This is a genomic window from Nocardia sp. NPDC051463 (assembly GCF_040681975.1).
Classification (GTDB): Bacteria; Actinomycetota; Actinomycetes; order Mycobacteriales; family Mycobacteriaceae; genus Nocardia.
On the sequence record NZ_JBFBAB010000012.1, the window covers coordinates 168,387 to 188,816 of the forward strand.

Consider the following 20,430-nt stretch of genomic DNA (forward strand, 5'->3'; position numbering starts at 1 on the left):
TCGGAGATAACCCGAGGTCGTGCGGGCCCGCCTTCCCTAGGCGGAGACACTGCTCGACCTCTCAGTGAGGAGAGCAGTGGCAGGCAAGGCCCGCGTGCACGAGTTGGCCAAAGAACTCGGTGTCACAAGCAAAGAACTACTCGCAAAGCTCAAGGAGCAGGGCGAGTTCGTGAAGTCGGCGTCCTCGACGGTGGAAGCACCCGTCGCACGTCGGTTGCGCGAGTCGGTGGCGGCGAAGTCCGCACCGGCCAATGGAGCAGCCAAGTCCGAGGCGCGTCCCGGTTCGGCGTCGACGGCCCGTCCGGCCGCCAAGCCGACCCCGGGTGGCCCGCGTCCGGGTCCGCGTACTCCGGCTCCGGCTCCGGCAGCCACCCCCGCGGCTCCGGCCGCGCGGGAAACCGCTGAGCCCGTCGCCCGGCCCGCCGAGCGCGTCGCCGACGCGGTGCGCCCCGGTCCGGCCGTGAAGCCGGCTCCCGCGGCCCCGGTCGCACGCGAATCGGCGCCGGTTCAGGACGCCGCACAGTCGGCGCCCGTGGCGAAGGCCGCTCCGGCTCCTGCCGGTCCGCGCCCGACCCCGGGTGGTCCGCGTCCCGGTCAGCCGCAGCAACAGCGCCCCGGTACCCCCGCCCAGGGCTCCGGCCCGCGCCCCGGCGGTCCCGCGGGCGGTCCGAAGCCCGGCCCCAAGACCCCTCGGGTCGGCAACAATCCGTATTCCTCGGCTCCCGAGCGTGAGCGTCCCGCGCCGCGCCCTGCCCCCGGCCAGGGCGGTCCTCGCCCGGGTCCCGGGCACGGCCCGCGTCCCGGTGCGCCCGCGCAGGGCGGCGCCCGTCCAGCTCCCGGTCAGGGCGGTCCCCGTCCGGCCGCCGGTCAGGGTGGTCCCCGTCCCGGTGGACCGCGGCCGAGCCCCGGCTCGATGCCGCCGCGCCCGAATCCTGGTGCTATGCCTGCTCGTTCGGCCCGTCCGGGTCCGGGCGGTGGCGCAGGTGCCGGTCGTCCCGGCGGTCCCGGCGGTCGTCCGGGTGGACCCGGCGGTCGTCCCGGCGGCGGTGGCGGTGGCGGTGGCTACCGCGGCGGCCCCGGTGGTGGCGGTGGCGGCACGGGTGCGCCCGGTGCCGGTGCGGGTGCTCCCGCGGCGGGCGGTTTCCGTGGTCGTCCCGGTGGCGGCGGTGGTCGTCCCGGTGGACCCGGTGGCCGCGGTGGCGCAGCCGGTGCCTTCGGTCGTCCCGGTGGCGCGGTCCGTCGTGGTCGCAAGTCGAAGCGGGCGAAGCGCGCCGAGTACGAGAACATGCAGGCGCCCGCCGTCGGCGGCGTGCGGCTGCCACGCGGCAACGGCGAGATCATCCGTCTCGCCCGCGGCGCATCGCTGTCGGACTTCGCGGAGAAGATCGACGCCAACCCGGCCTCGCTGGTCCAGGCGCTGTTCAACCTCGGCGAAATGGTCACCGCTACCCAGTCGGTGAACGACGAGACCCTCGAGCTGCTCGGCAGCGAGATGAACTACGTCGTGCACGTCGTCAGCCCGGAGGACGAGGATCGCGAGCTGCTCGAAAGCTTCGACCTCACCTACGGCGAGGACGAGGGTGGCGAGGACGACCTGCAGATCAGGCCGCCGGTGGTGACCGTCATGGGCCACGTCGACCACGGTAAGACCCGACTGCTCGACACGATCCGTAAGGCCAACGTCCGTGAGGGCGAGGCCGGTGGCATCACCCAGCACATCGGCGCCTACCAGGTGCTGACGCACGTCAACGACGAAGACCGACTGATCACCTTCATCGACACCCCGGGTCACGAGGCGTTCACCGCCATGCGTGCCCGTGGTGCGAAGGCCACCGACATCGCGATCCTGGTGGTCGCGGCCGACGACGGCGTCATGCCGCAGACGGTGGAAGCGATCAACCACGCGCAAGCGGCCGACGTGCCGATCGTGGTGGCGGTCAACAAGATCGATAAGGAAGGCGCGAACCCGGACAAGATCCGGCAGCAGCTGACCGAATACGGTCTGGTGACCGAGGAGTACGGCGGCGACACCATGTTCGTCGACATCTCCGCCAAGCAGGGCACCAACATCGAGGCGCTGCTGGAAGCGGTCGTGCTGACCGCCGACGCATCGCTGGACCTGCGGGCCAACCCGGACATGGACGCCCAGGGTGTCGCCATCGAGGCGCACCTCGACCGTGGTCGTGGTCCGGTGGCGACCGTGCTCATCCAGCGCGGCACGCTGCGGGTCGGCGACTCGATCGTGGCGGGCGACGCCTACGGTCGCGTCCGTCGCATGGTCGACGAGCACGGCGAGGATGTCGTCGCGGCGCTGCCGTCGCGACCGGTCCAGGTCATCGGCTTCACGTCGGTGCCGGGCGCCGGTGACAACCTCCTGGTTGTCGACGAGGATCGCATCGCACGTCAGATCGCCGACCGCCGCAATGCGCGTAAGCGCAACGCACTGGCCGCTCGCAGCCGCAAGCGGATCAGCCTGGAAGATCTGGATGCCGCGCTGAAGGAGACTTCGGAGCTGAACCTGATCCTCAAGGGCGACAACTCCGGTACCGTCGAGGCCCTCGAGGAGGCGCTGCTCGGTATCCAGGTCGACGACGAGGTGCGTCTGCGGGTCATCGACCGCGGTGTCGGTGGTGTCACCGAGACCAACGTCAACCTGGCCTCGGCGTCGAACGCGATCATCATCGGGTTCAACGTCCGTGCCGAGGGCAAGGCGACCGAGTTGGCCAACCGCGAAGGCGTGGACATCCGGTACTACTCGGTGATCTACCAGGCCATCGACGAGATCGAGAAGGCCCTCAAGGGCATGCTCAAGCCGATCTACGAAGAGGTCGAGCTCGGTCGCGCCGAGATCCGTGCGATTTTCCGCTCCTCCAAGATCGGCAACATCGCCGGCTGCATGGTCACCTCCGGTTCGGTCAAGCGCAATGCGAAGGCCAGGCTGCTGCGTGACAACGTGGTGGTCGCCGAGACGATGACGATCTCCTCCCTGAAGCGTGAGAAGGATGACGCCGCCGAGGTCCGTGAGGGCTTCGAATGCGGTATGACCGTCACCTACTCCGACATCAAGGAAGGCGACATCATCGAGGCCTACGAGCTGCGCGAGAAGCCGCGCGACTGAGAGCCGCAACAGCGTCGCGCCCGCCCGACACCCCGGTAGAAGCTGGGGCTCGGGTGGGCGCGACCTGATGGTGCTGTTGTCTCGACACGGAAGAAACTCGACACTGAAGAGGTGTGCGTGTACCTCGGTGCACTGGAGTTCGACATCCTGCTCGGTGACGTGCATTCACTGAAGGAGAAGCGTTCGGTGATACGGCCGGTCCTGGCCGAGTTGCAACGCTTCGGGGTGAGTGCCGCCGAAGGCGGAGAACACGATCGGCATCGCCGGTCGTTGCTGGGAGTTGCCATGGTCAGTTCCGGTATGGATCACCTGACCGAGGTGCTCGACAAATGTGAGCGGCACGTTGCCGCCCGTCCGGAGTTAGAGTTGCTGGCAGTGCGCCGCAGGATCTTCGGACCCGAAGACTGACGATTTATTGTGAGGAGGGTTCAGCCATGGTGGATCAAGCCAGGGCACGCCGACTCGCCAAGCGGATTTCCGCGATCGTGGCGACCGCGATCGAGTACGAGGTGAAGGATCCGCGCCTGAATTTCGTGACCATCACCGACGCCAAGGTTTCCCCGGATCTGCGGGACGCCAAGGTCTACTACACGGTGCTGGGCGAAAGCTTGGACGTCGAACCCGATTACGAGGGTGCGGCCATGGGCTTGGAGAAGGCGAAGGGTGTGCTGCGTTCGAAGGTGGGCGCGGGCACCGGCGTGAAATTCACCCCAACGCTGGCCTTTGTGCTCGACAAGGTGCCCGAGGTGGCTGCGGATATGGAGGCCTTGCTGGCCAAGGCCAGAGCCGCCGACGAAGCGGTGGCGAAGGTGGCGGCCACCGCTACCCACGCAGGCGAGTCCGATCCGTACAAGGTCGAACGCGACACCGACGAGTGACATGCGGTAGACGATGACGACGATGCCCGAAGCAGTCGGTGTCGGCGCGGCGGATCTCGATGCGGCTGTCGCCGCATTGGCGGCCGCACGCTCGGTCACCATCCTGTGCCATGTGCAGCCCGATGCCGACACCATCGGCAGCGGGCTGGCATTGGCGTTGGTACTGCATCGTCGTGGCATTCCGGTGTGGGTGTCGTTCGCCGAACCGGCCGAGTTGCCCGTTTCGATGCGGTCGTTGCCAGGCGTGCATCATTTGGTCGCGCCGGAGCAGGTGCCGCGCGAGGTGGACCTTGCGGTGGCCGTTGACTGCGGCAGCGCGGGCAGACTCGGCGCCTTGGCCGACCGGTTGTCCGGTGCCGCAACAACATTGGTGCTCGATCATCACCGATCCAACACCAGGTTCGGGACGGTCAATGTAGTCGATCCGAATGCGGAGTCGACGACCAGCGTGCTCGTCCGGTTGCTCGACGCGTGGCAGGTGCCGATCGATCCCGAAGTGGCGCACTGCCTTTACGCGGGGCTTGTCACCGACACCGGCTCGTTCCGCTGGGTTCGGCCCGGTACCCACCGGTTGGCCGAGCGACTGCTGGCCACCGGCATCGACGGTGCGGAGATTTCCCGCACGCTCATGGACACCCACCCGTTCAACTGGCTGCCGATGCTGTCGCGCGTCCTGGGCTCCGCGCAGTTGGTGCCCTCGGCGAATGGTGGTGCGGGCCTGGTGTACGCGTTCGTGCGTCGCGCCGATGTGGCCGGGGTCAGCTCGGAAGAAGCGGAGAGTGTTGTCGACATCGTCCGCACCACCGCCGAAGCAGGTGTCGCCGCGGTCTTCAAGGAGTCACGCACGATTCAGGAGCGCTGGACTGTGTCGCTGCGTTCCCGCGACACCACCCCCGGCGCCGCCGACGGTGTCGACGTGGCCGCGATAGCAGCTGCTTTAGGTGGCGGCGGACATCGCTTCGCCGCTGGTTACACCACCAACGGCACCCCTGAATCCATTGTCGCGGCTCTGCTGGCCGCTCTCGGGTGAGCGGGTGAGCGGGTGAGCACCGAGGACCTGGGCGGGGGTGCTGGGCACGAGTCCATCGTGGTTGCCGCTGCGCCGGAGCGCGCTGATGCTGCGGCGAAGGCGGGGCCGCGGCGGATTCTCGGACTCGCGGTGCCGACGCTGGGAGTGCTCGTCGCCGAACCGATCTATCTGCTGTTCGACCTTGCGGTGGTCGGGCGGCTCGGAGCGTTGGCGCTGGCCGGGCTTGCGGTCGGGGGATTGATTCTGGCTCAGGCGAGTTCGCAGCTGACCTTTTTGTCCTATGGCACCACCGCGCGCGCTGCCCGCAGGCATGGTGCGGGGGACGAACGCGGGGCGGTGGCCGAGGGCGTACAGGCGACATGGATCGCCGTCGTCTTGGGGGCGCTGATCGTCGTCGCGGTGCAGGTGTGCGCGATTGCGCTGACGAATGTCATCGCAGGCGGTGGGGAGATCGCGGCGGAGGCGTTGCTCTGGGTGCGGATCGCGTTGTTCGGTGTCCCGCTGATCCTGATTTCGATGGCGGGCAATGGGTGGCTGCGTGGGGTACAGGAGACCCGTCGACCGTTGTTGTTCGTGGTTGCCGGGCTGTCGGTTTCGGGTGTGCTGTGCCCAGTCCTGGTGCACGGTCTGCTCGGTGCACCACGCCTCGAGCTGCCAGGCTCCGCGGTGGCGAATGTTGCCGGGCAGGCCGTCACGGCCGTGTTGTTCCTCAGTGCTCTGGTACACGAACGGATTTCGCTCGCTCCACACTGGTCGGTGATGCGTGCGCAGCTGGTGCTCGGACGTGACCTGATCGTCCGCAGCCTGGCCTTCCAGGCCTGTTTCGTCTCGGCGGCGGCCGTTGCCGCCCGGTTCGGCGCTGCATCCGTCGCCGCTCATCAATTGGTGCTGCAACTCTGGAATTTCCTTGCCTTGACCTTGGATTCGCTCGCGATCGCCGCGCAAACCCTGGTTGGAGCCGCGCTCGGCGCGGGCGACGCGCGGGGCGCGCGCGGCCTGGCACGTCGGATCACCCGCTGGTCGGAGCTTTTCGCATTGATCTTGGCGGCGTTCTTCGCCGCGGGCGTCGTTGCGATACCGGAGCTCTTCACCGACGACCCCGCCGTGCTGGACCGCACACACGTCGCGTGGTGGTTCTTCGTCGCCATCATCCCGGTCGCAGGCATCGTCTTCGCGCTCGACGGCGTGCTGCTCGGTGCAGGCGACGCCGCCTATCTGCGGACCACCACCCTCGGCGCGGCACTGTTCGGCTTCCTCCCAGCGATATGGCTATCGCTGGCTTTCGGCTGGGGCCTTGCCGGGATCTGGTCCGGACTTGTCGGATTCATGCTGCTGCGGTTGATCGCCGTGGTCCGGCGGGCCGAGTCGGGCCGATGGGAGCAGGTAGGCACGGAGATTCCAGGGCGGGCCCGCGGGGACGCCTGAGCCAGTCCCGGGCACGACGCCGCCTCGCGTACCGAGATCGCCGAGGCTGTGCGCGATGCGATGGCGTGGACCGCCGAAAGCGGTGGCAACCGTGCAGGCTCTGGCCGATGCGATGGTGTGGCGCAGCAACTCCGAGATCGCCGCGCAGCACCTGGACACGATGCCGATGCTCGACACCGCGAAAGACACGGTCTTGGAATCGGCGAGGTCGGTGATCTCGCGGGCGAGTTTGGTGCCTGCGGTGTGGTCTTCGCCGATGCGGTTGTAGGCCGCCCAGTACGCGGCGCCGTCCCAATGGCTGTGGGCGGATGCCGCCGTCTGGTGATGGAGGCGCCGCTGCACCATCGCGGGCTCGAACTGGGCGAATCATCAGCCGGAAGACGGCTGGCCGCTGTGCGATGCCCTGGCGGCAGGTTGTCCCATGAAGCGATCATTGATCCACGCATTAGCTCCCGGAACACTCGAAGTGCCGACGATCAGGTGCTCGTCGGCACGGCCGGCACGAATCCTGGACTACCGCAACTGGGTCGCACGACTATCCTTCCGATCAGGCCATCGGGCTTCTCCAGGTGATCGACACCCAGTCCCTGACCTCGTCCTAATCTCCTCGGCCAGTTGACAATCCGCGAGTATCAAGCGAACGTTTGACCGTTGACTTCTAACGAGAGGCGATCCTTGATACGTACGTTACGGACCATTGGTGCGGGCTTGGCCAGCGCGGCAATCGCAGTCGCCACCCTCGGTCCGGCTGCGTCGGCCGACCAGCCGGCGGCGGACGGCCCCGGAACACTGGTGTTCGCGGACGAGTTCGACGGTACTGTGATCGACCAGTCGAAATGGGCCATCCACTCGAACGCGGAGCCCGACCAGTGCCTAGGGAACAAAGGCAATCAGCAGCTCGAGTGGCACACCTGGGACGCGTTGTCGGTCGGCAACGGCGTACTGACGGTCACTGCGCGCAAGGACAACCCGCAACCGGGGTACGAGTGGTCGAGCGGGCTGATCACCACCGGGCAGTCGTGCGGGCACGACCCGGCCCACTCGTTCGCGGTGAAGCCTGGCGACTACGTCGAGACCCGGCTCAAGCTCCCGGCGGCCAAGGGGTTCTGGCCGTCGACCTGGACGTGGAACGGGAACGGTTCGAACGAACAGGACACCTACGAGTTCTACAGCGACAACCACCGCAAGCTGTACCTGACCAATCACCAGTCGGGCGGTGGCAGTTGCCCGTACGAATCCCCGACCGACCTCACCACAGACTGGCACACGATCGCCGAACGCCTAGGCCCGGACAAAACCACCTGGTACCTCGACGGCCGCCAGATCTGCGAACAAGGCCCGTACTCCGGCACGGGTGACGCCCTGATTTTCGACCTCTTCGTCTACGCCGGCATCCCACCCACAGTCACCCAGGAGTCGACGCAGGTCGACTACATCCACGTCTACCGCCCCTGACCCACCACCCGCGTTCAACGACTTGACCATCACACCCTCGTGACCGGAAGCGAGCACGCCGTCGAAGTACGAGGCAAGGCCACGATCTTCGTCTTGCCCGACCGCGTCTCGCGGACAGTCTAGGCGGGTAGCGAGGCCAGTAGCCCAAACCCGCATCCACTACTGGCCCCGTTACCCGCTTACTGCCGGCGCGCCACGGCCGAATCGATCAGCCGGTGGGTCTGGCGCAACTTCACCGAGGAGAAGTTCCGTGCGACGCAGGCAGCCCGCGGACGAATCGGCGGGAAAATCATGACCGACACGTGACGTGCCTCGATCGCCGCAACCAAACAAGAAGCGGGCTATCGACCGTGCGATGGTCCTGGCAGCACTGGAGGGATGATGGGCGCCGAAACCCAATGCGACGAAACAAAACCGCTCGTGAGCTCGCCAGCGAGCTGGGCGTCAGCGAGCGCTCGATCCGCAATATCGTCGCGGAACCGCGGGGCGACTACGAAGCGCGGACTCGAGCCAAGGAACAGCGCGCACAAGAGTTGCGGGCGACCGGAATGAAGTACCGGCAGATCGCTGAAGAGATGGGCATCGCCATGGGATCGGTCTCGGTGTTGCTGCGACCGCGGCGGGTCGACATCGCGCAGGCCAGCTAGGGCGGAAATCGTGGTGGCCGGAGAGCGGATCCGCAAGAAGCAGGCCTGCGAGCTCTTTAAAGCCTTCGGGGACGGTCGTTTTCGATGCCCGGAAACCCCCGATTCCGGCCGCCGACAAGGTGAAACTGCCCGCTCTGTCGGAAGCATCGAAGTCGGCCGAACGCACCTCGGTCGGCTGGTACAAGCTGCACAACGATGTGGACGTCCCCGTCGAGGTTGTGCGAGCAGCCGGCCCGAGTGGGACCCGCCTGGGGGTGGTCTCCGTAGCCCCCGGCACCACCAGCGAGCAGTTCGATGACGGAAGCACCATCTATTTCTGGCTGGGGAACATCACCCACCAGATATACGACTGCTCCTCCGGCACCATCTGGTACCACTTCAGCGGGGATCTGCGAGGCAACCAGGTGAACAACCTCAGTTGGTTCCAGTAGCCGTGCACCAGGGGTCCCGGACTGGCCGGGACCCCTGGTGCGGCTGGGTCGTCAGCGGGCACCCGCGGGCGTATCCACGACCCGTGGGGTCCAAGTCCGCCCGAATCCGGCGGTAAGACGCCACCGCCGATAGTTTCGCGAGTCGGTACCACCTGCCGGGTGCATCTTCTCCGCCAGGCGTCGGTCCGATTCCTCCAACTTGGCCAGGCACGTGGTTGCGTCGTTGTCGGTGTTCAGTGTGATCTCGACATGTGATTCGGCAACGGCTTTCCGACCCGCGCGGCGCTCCTCGGTTTCGCCTCCCAGCGACACAATCCGCCTGATGGACTCGACATTCGGTGTAGTGACAGCTTGCGTGTTCATTGTGAATCTGTCCCTAGACGCCGCTTTACAGCGCGCGCACCAAAGGTGCGAGGTATCTGGCAGGGTTCTGGCAGGAGCATTCTGAATGCTCTGCTCGTTTCGGCTTTACTACTGGTAGCTGGAATGGGATTCGAATGGGGGAGGTCGAACGATGATGCGGCTGGGTGTCCTCGCCGGCGCGCTCGCGGTGTCCGCGGCAGGTAGCGCGGTAGCGCGGGTGGCACTGATATTGCTGTTGCAGGACCACTCGCCACTGTCGGTCTCGGCGTTTCTCTTCGCGAGCCTGGCGCCTGGAGTGCTGCTTGCGCCACTGCTCGCACCAGTGGTCGACAGGGTCGAATCCCGCAGATTGCTGACAATGACGTTGCTCGCGCAGGCGGCGGTGACCCTGGCGATGGCCGCGTCGGCGTCGTTGCCCATTGCAGTCATCATCGGGTTGGGGTTCACGGGAAGTTGCCTCTCGATGCTCAACGCTCCAGCGATGATGCTGTTGGCCGAGCAGGCAGACGACGACAGCGAGTCCAATCCGGCCCGGGTGTATTCGACCTTGGACGCAGCGCGCATGACGGGTGTGTTGGTGGGTCCCGTGCTCGGTGGTGTCGCCGTCGGCCTATTGGGGTTTTCGGTGACGATGGTGCTCGATGCGGCCTCGACCTGTGTTCTGGTTGCGCTGATGGCGGCTTTGGGCCTACGCCGCCACCCCCCACGACAGTCTTCGCAACGCCCGAGTTGGTGGCGCCAGGTTGCCGAGGCCCCCACGCTGTTGGCGTCGGACTCCGTCGTGCGCGCCGCGATGGCCTCGCTTGCTGCCGCGATCGTTTTCACCGCGATCTTCAGCGTCGCCGAAGTTTTCTATGTCCGCACCACACTCGCGGCGTCCGCCGTGATGTACGGGCTTGTCACCACCGCATTCGTTGCAGGCCGGCTCGTGACATCGGCATGGCTGGCACCCCGAGTACCGCCATCACGCCAATCCCGCGTGCTGGTCTCGGCCGGCCTGGTGATGGGGATCGGACTGGCCGGAGCCGGACTGTCGCATTCCCTTGTCGGAGCAGCGGCGGGATTCACAGCCGCCGGAGTGTCGAATTCGCTGCAGGTCTCAGCCATCAGCGCGCTCATCTCCACCCGGGTCACGCCAGAGATCAAGGGTCGCGCCTTCGCTGCGATGGGTTCGCTCAACGGCGGTGCGACCATGCTCGGCACCTTGATGGGCGCACCAGCGGTGTCGGGGTTCGGCGCCGCGGGTGCCCTCATCATCGCCGGAGTCGGCACGGCCGCGGCAACAGCGCTTGCCGCACCGATCTTGCTCCACGCAAGCCGGCGCCCGAACTCGCCGCGGACCAGGCCACTGCCCAAAGCTGGCCACCGATAGCTGATCACGACCATCAGGAGTGTTGAGAATCGATCGATTCTTCGACACGCTCTGCACCGTATTGATCCGGATCACGCCCGCTGCGGCTGTTCGGCGGCCAGGATCTTGGCCATGGCCTTCACCGTGACCGTCCGCGAGCCCGACGAGCCTGACGGCGTCGAAATGCCCGTCGTACAGTAATGAGGGGTTGGGGAACATCTGCCAGGAATCCGGCGGTAGCGGCATCGAACGCCAGTCCATCTGGTAGTTCGCACCGCTTCGGATGCGATCCGATTGCGTTGTACGGCAAATAGTTTCCGAGCCACCTCGGCTGACGGCCCGTCTGACCAGGACGACCCGCGACCTATGGCAGATAGTCGGCCAACATCTGCCATAAACCCTTAGCGCCGGATCGGGCGGATTTACTCCTCGCCCCCGGATTCTGGTGCCTGGTATGTCCGACTATTCCTCAGTGGGAATTCGGGGCATGTCAGCACCGGCCCGAGCTGACAGGATGACCGTGCAGGCCGAGTGGAAACGTCGCTCGGCGGACACGCGCTCTGGAGGTCCCCCTTGCGAATTCGTCGGTCGGTACACGCAGGATTGGTTGCCGTCGCCGCGGCAGCGGGAACAATGCTCGCGGCGCCTTTGGCGCACGCCGCACCTTGGGACAAGGTGAACTGCGTTCCGGTCCCGATCGCATCGCGCCTCGAAGTCACCTGCACCAATACCACTCCCGAAGCCGCCACCGCGACCATGATCGCCCTGTGTAGCAATTTGCGGATACTGCACGAACCCGAGTTTCCGATCGCCCCCGCCGGCACCGTGACATTCACTCGGGACTGCGGGGCGGGCGCGACCTTGCTCTCGTGGAATGCCAGTGGCGAGACCATCTCCGAGCGCGCACAACGCCGCGCGCAAGAGCGCAGCGATGAGCAAGAGAGGCAGCGCAAGCAGCGCGAGCAGAGCGAGCAGGACGACAAGCGACGCGAGCAGGAGCGCAAGAGGTTCTCGGGATACTAGAGCGGGATTAGGCCGCCATGGGCCGCCTGCGGAACCTCGGCTACGGTCGAAAAAACGTGTTGCAAAGTCCGGGTGTTCAACAATCTCTGTCGGCCTGTTCTCATACACTCCGGGCCATAGCCGACAAGACGCACGCCCTCGATTTCCCGGATCCGCTTGCCCTGGACGGGGATGCACTCGATCCGATCGGCGGCGGTGCGTTCGTCGGGTACGGCCGGGTGTCGACCACCGGGCAGCTGCTCGACCGGCAGATCCACGCGCTCGCCGCGGCGGGCTTCCAGAAGATCTTCACAGACAAGAAGCGCCATAAGGGACACCGAACGCGAAGAGCTCTGGAAGTGCCTGAGTACATGCGACCCGGCGACACCCTCGTCGTACGATCACTTGATCGGCTCGGCCGGTCCCTGCAAGACCTGATCTCGATCGTCACGGGGCTTCGCAAGCGCGGCATCGGATTCCGATCCCGGCACGAGGCGATCGACACCGCCACCCCGGGCGGACGCCTGGTCTTTCATGTGTTCGCTGCGCTCGCTGAGTTCATCCGCGAGCTGATCGTGCAAGGCGCCAACGAAGGCCTGGCCGCCGCCCGCGCCCGCGGGCAATGAGCCCTACCTACATTCAGGGGCTTGCTGACTGGTTCGGACAGCGCGGTAAGCGATACGAGGTGGGACGCTACTGCCAGCCAAAGCTTGTGTCGGCAAGGGCTGGCAGGCAACGAAATAAGCCGCGATCGGCGCAGCGGCTGTCGGAGCTGGGCAATCGGAATCGGTCACCGAGCCGGCAACCTTGCTGACAGACATGGGATTTGGTAGCGGCCTCGATTAGCATCGCCCGGCATTCGCACTCATGACAGGGGTACCACCTCGTGACCAAACCCGCCTACCTCGCCCTCGGCCTACTCGCGGTCGCGCTCACCGGCTGCTCGACGCATCCCAGCACCTCACCGATGGCAGCCCCGACATCCACGACGACAACCGCGGCCAAGTTCGGCGCACCAACCACCACCACGACCGCGACCGCCGACGACAGCCACGCCGGACCCGCCCACATCCCCACATACATATGCGATGAGGCCATCGTCGTGCTACCGCTGGGGTACAAGGATGGAGACACCGTCGTGATCACCGGCCGAGGCAACTGCCAACCTACTGAAGGCACTGTCGGACCGGACAACACGATGAGAGGTCCCTGGCAGATCACCCAACGCAGCCCGACACCGATCACTTACAACTGCGGAAAGCAACCGCCAGCGATCATCGGCCTCGACGGCAAACCCATCGAGTTCGTCACTATCTCCGGCAACATCGCGAATGCTCCCGCCTACGTCAACGGCTACGACTGCATCCCGTAAGCGACCACACGCCGACCGGTTCGGTCAGGGGTCTGTCAAGTTAACGGCTCTGGCTCAATCCCGGGGTCGAGGAGCAAATCCGCCCCGATCCGGCGCTGAGGCGGTCACTACACCAACAACCTCATCGGCCGCCAAGCCGATCACCAATCACGATGTCCCGCAGCCCGAACCGAAAACCTGACGTCACCGCTGGTCATGGAGTTGTCGTTGTTTTCCGCACGATTACTACCGGGACGCCTACTGTTCGGGAGCTCGAAACTTTTCCAGATCTCTTCGCGCTCAGGCATTTCGGGCCGGAGAATGGTCGGATCGACCGCATCGTGTAGCTCACGCTTGCGAGCAGCTTCAGCGTCCACGTCAGAGAGGTTTCGCTGACCGAACGTGCGGGCCTCGTCCTGCGCGAGGCCGAGAGCCGTGTCATGACGAGCGTTCCGCCTGGTCGACGTCCTTATCCGCGGTGCGGTCGGGGAGTTCCGGGAGCGGTGGTGTACACCAGCACCGACGACAGCGCCGGGCCACCGGCCGGTAGCGGAGATACCGTGTGTTCAGGCCTGTAGCGCCTCCTCGACGCTGTGGTAGAGCGCAAGTAATTCCTCGAGCCCGGTGATCTCGATCGGACGAATCACGGGCCGGTTGTGGTCGACGGCGATACGTAGCGGCTGTCGGCGGTTCTCGGCAGCCCTGGTGGCTTGGAGTAAGGCGCTGAGGCCGTGGCCACCCAGGAATTGCACAGCGGTCAGATCCAGGACGCAGAACCCGCCGCGGGTGTGGTCCAACCCCGTACGCACCGCCTGGATCAACTGGTCGGCGGTAGCGTGATCGACCTCCCCGCGCACCGCCACGACCGCGACCTCACCAGCCATCCGATGCGCGATCTCCAGTCGGGAAACCGACGACGCACCATTGCCTTCAGTCACCCTTCGAGCTTATCCCTCAGCGACCCGGCTGTGCAGCCTCGCCGCACGGGTCGAAGCTCCCGCCGCAGAGCCGGCCGCCTTCACCGATTACGCCCCGGGCAGTGACCCACCGCGTACTCGCTGACCCGGTCGACCAGGCAGCAATCCGGCCGCCTCACCCGCTCGCCACGTACCTGCCGGTTGATGGCCGGCCGGCGCGGCTGGTTCCGGATCGGGGTGGACGATGCCTCGCACGCTCCGGCGCGGATCCGCCGCCCCGACCACACGGGCGGGCGCGGACCTGCGGCTGGTCGCCCAGCTCGCGGCCGGGTGGGGGACCAGCGACCATGAGGGCGGGAAAGCGGTGTGGTCAGTCCTGTTCGGTGAGTTTGGCGTTGATCTCGCGAGCCTCGGCGAGCTGGTCTTCAAGGATGATGATCCGGCACGCGGCTTCCAAGGGGGTGCCGGAGTCGACGAGTTCGCGGGCCCGTGCTGCGATTCGTAGCTGGTAGCGGGAGTAGCGGCGATGCCCGCCGGCGGAGCGTTGCGGAGTGATCAGTTCCGCGTCGTCCAGGGTGCGCAGGAACGCTTGGGTGGTGCCGATCATGTCTGCGGCCCGGCCCATCGTGTAGGCGGGATAGTCGTCGTCGTCGAACTTCTCGTTTGTGGTGGGGGATTCAGAAATTGTGGGTCTCCAGACGCCGGAATACCCCGGCGCCACTGGCGCCGGGGTATTGAAAGGGGGAATTAATTCGTCTTCCGACATGTAGCCGATACGTCGGCGATCACCCCAACCACAAAACCTCCTGGGTGACCCGACGGGCAACGCCTCCCTTCTCCTCGAGGTGTTACTTCCTCTTCTTTCCGTGCAACTTCACTTGCCTCCCGGCGAGCGGTAGGGCCGTCGTACGTGCTGGTCTGTGGCCGCGCCCACCGGTCCTTGCATCACGGGCAGTTCATCATCTCCCGTGCCATATGGATACTTCCTTCGCTTCCAACGACACAGAAATTACCTCACGATACGGCGAATGTCTACTGTCGCTGCTACAGAATTTTTGGCGTCAAGCGAGCAGTGCGCGTCGGGAAGCCGTCGGTGTAATGCTGTTCGGCTTCGTGGCCGGTTCGATAGGGCGGGCAACAGGCGGCGTTCCGGGTTGGTCAGTTCTCACGCTCGCCGCTGAGGGGCCCGGGCCGGCCCGGCGTCGCGGTATGGCCCGCGTGGTGTCGCAGGCGGTCGTTGTCGGCGCGCAGGCCGGCGTTGAGGTCTTCGAGATCCAGGATTCGCGCGATCGCGGCGAGGTTGATCCCTTGCCCGGCCAAGGCGGCGATACGCCCCAGCCGCGCCAGGTCGTCGTCGCTGTAGCGGCGGGTCCCGCCGGAGCTGCGGGCCGGGGTGAGTAGCCCGTGCTGCTCGTACAAACGCAGCGAATGTGTTCCCATCCCGGCCAGTTCGGCGGCTACCGAGATCCCGTACACCGCCTGCCCCGGCCCGGGACGGTGATCGCGGCCGGGCCCGGGAGGGTGGTTGTTTCGATCAGGCAGCATTGTGGGTTCCTCTCTAACAGCTTCCAGATTACCTCGCCATGATGCTTGCACTCTTCTAGCCAGAGTGCTAAAACAAATCTGAGTCAGATGACACAGGTTATCTGAACGGACAATTAAGATTGGAGTGAGTGGGAGGTGGCGACCATGTTGATGCGCACCGATCCGTTCCGGGATCTGGATCGCTTGACCCAGCAGATGTTCGGCACCCCGGCCCGTCCGGTGGTGATGCCGATGGACGCCTGGCGCGAGGGTGATGAGTTCTTCGCCGAACTCGACCTGCCCGGTATCGACCCCGAATCCCTCGACCTGGACATCGAACGCAACGTGGTGACCGTGCGGGCCTCGCGCCCGGAACTGGATCAGGGCCGGGCGATGATCTCCGCGGAACGCACCCGCGGGGTGTTCTCCCGGCAGCTGTTCCTGGGGGAGAACCTCGACACCGATGCCATCCGCGCCGAGTACCGCGATGGGGTGCTGCGCCTGGTGATCCCGGTCGCGGAAAGAGCCAAGCCCCGCAAGATCGAGATCAGCCGCCACGACGAACGCCACGCGATCAACGCCTGACGCGGGCGGCAGCACCGGAGGGGCCCGTCATGGTGCCCGCGAGGATGTACGCGGCGGTCCCGAGACGATCGAGACCGCCGCGGAACTGTCGTGGCTCGCTGCCTGGCTGCTGGCGCCCGACCCCGATCTCGAGGAGTTGTTCCGGAGATCGATCAGGGTGCTGTGCGAGGCCCGAGACCGGTGGCGGTGTCTGCCACCGCGCGAGCCTCGCATGCCCTGGCCACGGCCCGGTGCCGGGCCGGCCCGCCATCGCGGCCCAACCTGGGCGCGTCGGCGGCCTCCGGTGCGGTATCCGATGAGGAGTGAGAGCGAGGTGATGCCTGTCGAGAACAACGAAGACACGAACCGTCCTCGCACGGAAGTGTTTCCGCGACGCTCCAGGGTCGGCGCGTCAGGCAGTATGACGACGCAATCGGTTGGGCGCCTGTACCTCACACGGCAACCCCTTCGAGCTTTGCCGCCGATGCTTCGAGGCATCTCTTCGCGATTGAGTTGTGCTGCGTCTGGCCTGATCAAATCGTGTGCTGCGGAGAGCAAAACGTTGTCTGCTCAGCGAGCCGGAAATCGCGAGGGTTGAACATCCGTGTGGTGTCCGGCTGCGGGTCGGCAACCTCGCTCGGCACCGCACCGACGCAGAAGACGATCGAGTAGGGCCGCGGTGGCCTCGGCGTCAGAAAGAGTGCCGCGACCGAGGTATACGGGTGCTCGACTTCGAACGGCACCGGAATCGATCTCTCGTTTTCCAGCGTCGCCCCCGCGTCTACTCGAACCACGCCGGGGGAGTCAGGAGTTCTCACCGCTTCGACCGGGCATCGTCCAGGTGGGTAGTAGCGGCGGCTGATCTCCACCACGTGATCGCTGCGCGGTCCGCGACACGACGTTCACGCGCGAGTGCATTGCCGAGACCCGAGGCGGCAAGCGCCCGGCGCTCAGCGGCGCCGCAGTGCCGGGTGGCCGCAATCCGTTCTCCTCCAGGCATTTCCGTGCTTTCATGCTCATCGGTCCTCGGTTGTGCTCGAGGGCTATGGGGAGGGCAGATGACCGAGTCGCGCGGGCCGGGTGTCGGTGGGGCAGCGGCTGCCGTTGCACGAGAGATCGCCCAGCAGGTCACCCGAGAGCTGACCGTTGGCGCATCCGGCACCAGCAGAGGCCAGCATGACCTGGCGAGTGCGGCTCGGGAGTCTGGTCCACGTCGACCACCGCAGCGCCATATCGATCGATCGTTCGGGACAAGCCCTGATCCGCGACGTGAGCGCGCAGTGGTCGGTGGCCCGCGCGAGGTTGCGGGTGGTGAGTGGTGGGGCCGGGAGCGGGTCGGCGGGTGGAGAGCGGTGTGGCTGTGCCAATGTAGGTGTGGTGATACCCAAGTTGATGGCGGTGAGCGACGTTCATGTCGGCCACCAGGGGAATCGTCCGGTGGTCGAGGAGATCAGGGCGGATTCGCCGGAAGACTGGTTGATCGTCGCCGGGGACGTGGCGGAGAAGAGCGACGACATCCGGTGGACGCTCGAGCTGTTGCGCGGCCGGTTCGCCAAGGTGATCTGGGTGCCCGGTAACCACGAATTGTGGACCACGGCAAAGGACCCGGTCCAGATGCACGGTGCGGCGCGATACGACTATCTGGTGTCGATCTGCCGCGATCTCGACGTGCTCACGCCGGAGGATCCGTTCCCGGTGTGGGAGGGCGCAGGCGCGCAGGAGCACGGCGGACAGGTGACCTTGGCCCCGATGTTCCTGCTCTACGACTACTCGTGGCTGCCCGCCGGGACCACCACCAAGGCGGAGGGACTGGCAGTCGCCCGCGACCGCAACGTCGTGGCGACCGACGAGTTCTTGCTGTCGCCGGACCCGTTCGCGACCCGCGACGCCTGGTGCCACGCCCGAGTCCAGGTCACCCAGCGCAAGCTGGACGCGCTCGCGCCCGGCACGCCGTTGGTGATGATCAACCACTTCCCGCTGGTTCGCCAACCCACCGATGTGCTGTTCTACCCGGAGTTCGCCCTCTGGTGCGGCACCGACCTGACTGCCGACTGGCATACCCGCTACAACGTGGTGTGCTCGGTCTATGGCCACCTGCATATCCCGCGCACCTCCTACTACGATGGCGTCCGATTCGAGGAGGTTTCCCTCGGTTACCCCCGCGAATGGCAGCGCCGCGGCCTGCCCGACCGCCTGCTGCGCCAGATCCTGCCTGCACCGGAGTACCCACCGGGCTCGCTGAACAAATGGGGCGGCCATTTCAAGGTCACGCCGGAAATGGAAGCGGCCGCCGCCGAAATGCGGAGCAAAGCAGAACGTCGCCGCGGACTCTGACTCCGCATGGTCGCGTCGTCCGGGCTGGACTACGCTCGTTGGCGATGATCGAGAAAATTCTGCCTGCCGGTGTCGCCTCGGCCGAGCTGTTGGAGTACCCGGAGGAGCTGACGGCGCATCCGGCGGAGGAGCATCTCATCGCGAAGTCGGTGGAGAAGCGGCGTCGGGACTTCATCGGAGCCCGGCATTGCGCACGACTCGCGTTGGCGGAGCTCGGCGAGCCGCCGGTGGCCATCGGTAAAGGCGAGCGGGGTGCGCCGGTGTGGCCGCGCGGCATTGTCGGGAGCCTCACGCACACCGACGGGTATCGGGCGGCGGCGCTGGCGCACAAGCTGCGGTTCCGGTCCGTCGGGATCGATGCGGAACCGCACGGTCCGCTGCCCGAGGGCGTGCTGGATTCGGTGAGCCTGCCGTCGGAGCGGGCGTGGCTCACCAGTGCGAGCCCTCTCGTCGCCGTGCATCTCGACCGACTGTTGTTCTGTGCCAAGGAAGCCACCTACAAGGCGTGGTGGCCGCTGACATCGCGGTGGCTCGGCTTCGAGGACGCGCACATCACCTTCACCATCGATGAGAGCTCCGACGGCGCAGGCACGGGGACCTTCCACAGCGAACTGTTGGTGCCAGGGCAGACCAATGACGGCGGCGTGCCGTTGACGTCCTTCGACGGTCGCTGGATGATCGGCGACGGGCTCATCCTCACCGCGATTGTGCACGGCTGATGGCGGGCTCGACGGTGCGGCCCGATGTGCTCGGCGGTCTACTGATCGTGGACAAGGACGGCGGCTGGACCAGTCACGACGTGGTAGCGAAGTGTCGGAAGCTGTTGCGCACCAAGAAGGTCGGTCACGCGGGCACCTTGGACCCGATGGCCACCGGGGTGCTCGTGCTCGGCGTAGAACGCGCCACCAAGCTGCTCGGGCTGCTCACCCTCACGACCAAGGCATACACCGCGACCATTCGCCTCGGCCAGGCCACCACCACCGATGACGCCGAGGGTGAGGTGCTCGCGACGACATCGGCCACCCACCTGTCCGATGGCGAAATCGCCGCGCGCACAGCGAAACTGACCGGCGATATCGAACAGGTGCCTGCCACTGTCAGCGCGATCAAGGTAAACGGCGAACGCGCCTACGCGCGCCACCGCGCCGGTGAGGACGTGCAGCTCGCCGCCCGCCCCGTGACGGTGTCCCGCTTCGATGTCCTTGCTCGCCACGATGTTTCGGACGGCGATTTCGTAGATCTCGACGTCGAAGTCGAATGCTCGTCGGGCACCTACGTGCGCGCACTGGCCCGCGACCTCGGTGCCGCGCTGGGCGTCGGCGGCCACCTCACCGTGTTGCGCCGCACCAGAGTCGGCCCCTTCACCCTCGAACATGCCCGCACCCTGGACGAATTGGCGCGCGCCGCGGAAGCCGACACTCCGCTGCTGAGCTTGGGCATGGACGACGCCGTCCGAACCGCCTTCCCGCACCGCACGATCAGCGCGGAACAGGCCGAGTCGCTGCGCGACGGGCGATGGCTCGAGCCGATCGGAATCAAGGGTGTGTATGCCGCCCTCACCGAGGAGGGAACAGCTATCGCGCTGCTGGAGGAGAGCGGTAAGCGCGCCGCCTCGGTGATGGTTGTGCGTCCGCGCGGGCTCGTCGACTGAATCGTGCGCTGTCGGGCTACACCAATGTCGACAACACGGCACTGAATATTGTGCGAGACAACGGATATCAGCAGTGGCTCGACCCAGCTACCGAGCTGTTCGGAGCCGAGCAGGACGGCTGAGATTTTCTCGCCGACACTCCGTCGGCACTGCTGGGCATGGTGGGAATCCAGGAATGGACTCGGCCGCCGTCATATCGCGCATACTGGTGGCACTATCAGCCGGTCGGCATGTATGGAGTTCCCCGCCGCGCTCGAGCCCTACACGTCGGTCGCCGAGCAGCCCTGAGCCGAGGGCGGTTTCAAGGGGTCGTCGCAACACTGCCTGGTGTTAGGCGGTGAGTAGATCACGCAGGCGCTCGGCTGGGGTATCCCAGTCGAGCGTTTTGC

The 20,430-nt window shown here is 66.2% G+C and carries 22 protein-coding genes; 17 read left to right on the plus strand and 5 right to left on the minus strand.

Features of this window, described 5'->3' with window-relative positions:
* Positions 1–76: 76 nt before the first annotated feature.
* The 9 genes from infB (at position 77) to AB0M74_RS18305 (ending at position 8,984) form a co-directional block, all read left to right on the plus strand.
* Positions 77–3,118, plus strand: a complete 3,042-nt coding sequence (gene infB / locus AB0M74_RS18265; protein ID WP_366527417.1) for a translation initiation factor IF-2 — start codon at positions 77–79, stop codon at positions 3,116–3,118.
* Positions 3,119–3,235: 117 nt separating this feature from the next.
* Positions 3,236–3,526 (plus strand): DUF503 domain-containing protein, encoded by a 291-nt coding sequence (locus AB0M74_RS18270; RefSeq protein WP_328413231.1) that lies wholly within the window; start codon positions 3,236–3,238, stop codon positions 3,524–3,526.
* Between the two features lie 26 nt (positions 3,527–3,552).
* A complete protein-coding gene (gene rbfA, locus AB0M74_RS18275) occupies positions 3,553–3,996 on the plus strand; it encodes a 30S ribosome-binding factor RbfA (protein ID WP_328403808.1) in 444 nt (147 codons plus the stop codon).
* A gap of 13 nt (positions 3,997–4,009) precedes the next feature.
* Positions 4,010–5,026, plus strand: coding sequence for a bifunctional oligoribonuclease/PAP phosphatase NrnA (locus AB0M74_RS18280; RefSeq protein WP_366527418.1), 1,017 nt, complete (start codon positions 4,010–4,012; stop codon positions 5,024–5,026).
* Between the two features lie 114 nt (positions 5,027–5,140).
* Positions 5,141–6,451: an MATE family efflux transporter gene (locus AB0M74_RS18285; RefSeq protein WP_366527448.1), complete on the plus strand. Its 1,311-nt coding sequence runs from the start codon at positions 5,141–5,143 to the stop codon at positions 6,449–6,451.
* 55 nt (positions 6,452–6,506) lie between these two features.
* Complete coding sequence (locus tag AB0M74_RS18290) at positions 6,507–6,719, plus strand: hypothetical protein (protein ID WP_366527419.1); 213 nt, start codon at positions 6,507–6,509, stop codon at positions 6,717–6,719.
* Between the two features lie 440 nt (positions 6,720–7,159).
* The gene (locus AB0M74_RS18295; protein ID WP_366527420.1) at positions 7,160–7,906 is read left to right on the plus strand and encodes a family 16 glycosylhydrolase; all 747 of its coding nucleotides are present in this window, start codon (positions 7,160–7,162) and stop codon (positions 7,904–7,906) included.
* Between the two features lie 398 nt (positions 7,907–8,304).
* Complete coding sequence (locus AB0M74_RS18300) at positions 8,305–8,553, plus strand: replication protein RepB (protein WP_366527421.1); 249 nt, start codon at positions 8,305–8,307, stop codon at positions 8,551–8,553.
* Positions 8,554–8,672: 119 nt separating this feature from the next.
* Positions 8,673–8,984, plus strand: a complete 312-nt coding sequence (locus tag AB0M74_RS18305; RefSeq protein ID WP_366527422.1) for a hypothetical protein — start codon at positions 8,673–8,675, stop codon at positions 8,982–8,984.
* 51 nt (positions 8,985–9,035) lie between these two features.
* Here AB0M74_RS18305 and AB0M74_RS18310 read toward each other — a convergent pair whose 3' ends face one another.
* Positions 9,036–9,347: a hypothetical protein gene (locus tag AB0M74_RS18310; protein ID WP_366527423.1), complete on the minus strand. Its 312-nt coding sequence runs from the start codon at positions 9,345–9,347 to the stop codon at positions 9,036–9,038.
* A 151-nt stretch (positions 9,348–9,498) separates the two neighbouring features.
* Between AB0M74_RS18310 and AB0M74_RS18315 the strand changes: the two genes are divergently transcribed.
* The 4 genes from AB0M74_RS18315 to AB0M74_RS18330 all read left to right on the plus strand — a co-directional run bounded on the left by AB0M74_RS18315 (position 9,499) and on the right by AB0M74_RS18330 (position 13,072).
* The gene (locus tag AB0M74_RS18315; RefSeq protein ID WP_366527424.1) at positions 9,499–10,719 is read left to right on the plus strand and encodes an MFS transporter; all 1,221 of its coding nucleotides are present in this window, start codon (positions 9,499–9,501) and stop codon (positions 10,717–10,719) included.
* Positions 10,720–11,271: 552 nt separating this feature from the next.
* Positions 11,272–11,721 (plus strand): hypothetical protein, encoded by a 450-nt coding sequence (locus AB0M74_RS18320; RefSeq protein ID WP_366527425.1) that lies wholly within the window; start codon positions 11,272–11,274, stop codon positions 11,719–11,721.
* Between the two features lie 17 nt (positions 11,722–11,738).
* The gene (locus AB0M74_RS18325; protein ID WP_366527426.1) at positions 11,739–12,326 is read left to right on the plus strand and encodes a recombinase family protein; all 588 of its coding nucleotides are present in this window, start codon (positions 11,739–11,741) and stop codon (positions 12,324–12,326) included.
* A gap of 260 nt (positions 12,327–12,586) precedes the next feature.
* Entirely contained in the window at positions 12,587–13,072 is a 486-nt protein-coding gene (locus AB0M74_RS18330) for a hypothetical protein (protein ID WP_366527427.1), read from the plus strand.
* Positions 13,073–13,617: 545 nt separating this feature from the next.
* Here AB0M74_RS18330 and AB0M74_RS18335 read toward each other — a convergent pair.
* The 3 genes from AB0M74_RS18335 to AB0M74_RS18345 all read right to left on the minus strand — a co-directional run bounded on the left by AB0M74_RS18335 (position 13,618) and on the right by AB0M74_RS18345 (position 15,513).
* Positions 13,618–13,989, minus strand: coding sequence for an anti-sigma factor antagonist (locus tag AB0M74_RS18335; RefSeq protein ID WP_366527428.1), 372 nt, complete (start codon positions 13,987–13,989; stop codon positions 13,618–13,620).
* A 349-nt stretch (positions 13,990–14,338) separates the two neighbouring features.
* The gene (locus AB0M74_RS18340; RefSeq protein WP_366527429.1) at positions 14,339–14,734 is read right to left on the minus strand and encodes a MerR family transcriptional regulator; all 396 of its coding nucleotides are present in this window, start codon (positions 14,732–14,734) and stop codon (positions 14,339–14,341) included.
* 392 nt (positions 14,735–15,126) lie between these two features.
* Positions 15,127–15,513 (minus strand): MerR family transcriptional regulator, encoded by a 387-nt coding sequence (locus tag AB0M74_RS18345; protein ID WP_366527430.1) that lies wholly within the window; start codon positions 15,511–15,513, stop codon positions 15,127–15,129.
* Between the two features lie 144 nt (positions 15,514–15,657).
* On the opposite strand from AB0M74_RS18345, the gene AB0M74_RS18350 reads away from it, so the two are divergent.
* On the plus strand, positions 15,658–16,077 hold the full coding sequence (locus AB0M74_RS18350; protein ID WP_366527431.1) for an Hsp20 family protein: 420 nt from the start codon (positions 15,658–15,660) through the stop codon (positions 16,075–16,077).
* A 512-nt stretch (positions 16,078–16,589) separates the two neighbouring features.
* Here the strand turns inward: AB0M74_RS18350 and AB0M74_RS18355 are convergent.
* Positions 16,590–16,874 carry a hypothetical protein gene (locus AB0M74_RS18355; RefSeq protein ID WP_366527432.1) on the minus strand — a complete coding sequence of 95 codons (285 nt, stop codon included), beginning with the start codon at positions 16,872–16,874 and terminating at the stop codon, positions 16,590–16,592.
* A gap of 574 nt (positions 16,875–17,448) precedes the next feature.
* Between AB0M74_RS18355 and AB0M74_RS18360 the strand changes: the two genes are divergently transcribed.
* From AB0M74_RS18360 to truB, 3 genes are read left to right on the plus strand one after another with little or no spacing between them, the layout of a single operon-like run.
* Positions 17,449–18,390, plus strand: a complete 942-nt coding sequence (locus AB0M74_RS18360) for a metallophosphoesterase (RefSeq protein ID WP_366527449.1) — start codon at positions 17,449–17,451, stop codon at positions 18,388–18,390.
* Positions 18,391–18,434: 44 nt separating this feature from the next.
* The gene (gene npt / locus AB0M74_RS18365) at positions 18,435–19,109 is read left to right on the plus strand and encodes a 4'-phosphopantetheinyl transferase Npt (protein ID WP_366527433.1); all 675 of its coding nucleotides are present in this window, start codon (positions 18,435–18,437) and stop codon (positions 19,107–19,109) included.
* Positions 19,109–20,041: a tRNA pseudouridine(55) synthase TruB gene (truB, locus tag AB0M74_RS18370; RefSeq protein WP_366527434.1), complete on the plus strand. Its 933-nt coding sequence runs from the start codon at positions 19,109–19,111 to the stop codon at positions 20,039–20,041. Before npt ends, truB begins: the two co-directional genes overlap by 1 nt.
* Positions 20,042–20,430: the final 389 nt, after the last annotated feature.

Coding starts and splice junctions, on each gene's coding strand:
- rbfA (WP_328403808.1), top strand. CDS start 3,553: ATGGTGGATCAAGCCAGGGCACGCCGACTCGCCAAGCGGATTTCCGCG.
- AB0M74_RS18280 (WP_366527418.1), top strand. CDS start 4,010: ATGACGACGATGCCCGAAGCAGTCGGTGTCGGCGCGGCGGATCTCGAT.
- AB0M74_RS18290 (WP_366527419.1), top strand. CDS start 6,507: ATGCGATGGCGTGGACCGCCGAAAGCGGTGGCAACCGTGCAGGCTCTG.
- AB0M74_RS18300 (WP_366527421.1), top strand. CDS start 8,305: ATGCGACGAAACAAAACCGCTCGTGAGCTCGCCAGCGAGCTGGGCGTC.
- AB0M74_RS18310 (WP_366527423.1), bottom strand. CDS start 9,347: ATGAACACGCAAGCTGTCACTACACCGAATGTCGAGTCCATCAGGCGG.
- AB0M74_RS18315 (WP_366527424.1), top strand. CDS start 9,499: ATGATGCGGCTGGGTGTCCTCGCCGGCGCGCTCGCGGTGTCCGCGGCA.
- AB0M74_RS18325 (WP_366527426.1), top strand. CDS start 11,739: ATGGGCCGCCTGCGGAACCTCGGCTACGGTCGAAAAAACGTGTTGCAA.
- AB0M74_RS18340 (WP_366527429.1), bottom strand. CDS start 14,734: ATGTCGGAAGACGAATTAATTCCCCCTTTCAATACCCCGGCGCCAGTG.
- AB0M74_RS18345 (WP_366527430.1), bottom strand. CDS start 15,513: ATGCTGCCTGATCGAAACAACCACCCTCCCGGGCCCGGCCGCGATCAC.
- AB0M74_RS18350 (WP_366527431.1), top strand. CDS start 15,658: ATGTTGATGCGCACCGATCCGTTCCGGGATCTGGATCGCTTGACCCAG.
- AB0M74_RS18360 (WP_366527449.1), top strand. CDS start 17,449: ATGGCGGTGAGCGACGTTCATGTCGGCCACCAGGGGAATCGTCCGGTG.
- npt (WP_366527433.1), top strand. CDS start 18,435: ATGATCGAGAAAATTCTGCCTGCCGGTGTCGCCTCGGCCGAGCTGTTG.
- truB (WP_366527434.1), top strand. CDS start 19,109: ATGGCGGGCTCGACGGTGCGGCCCGATGTGCTCGGCGGTCTACTGATC.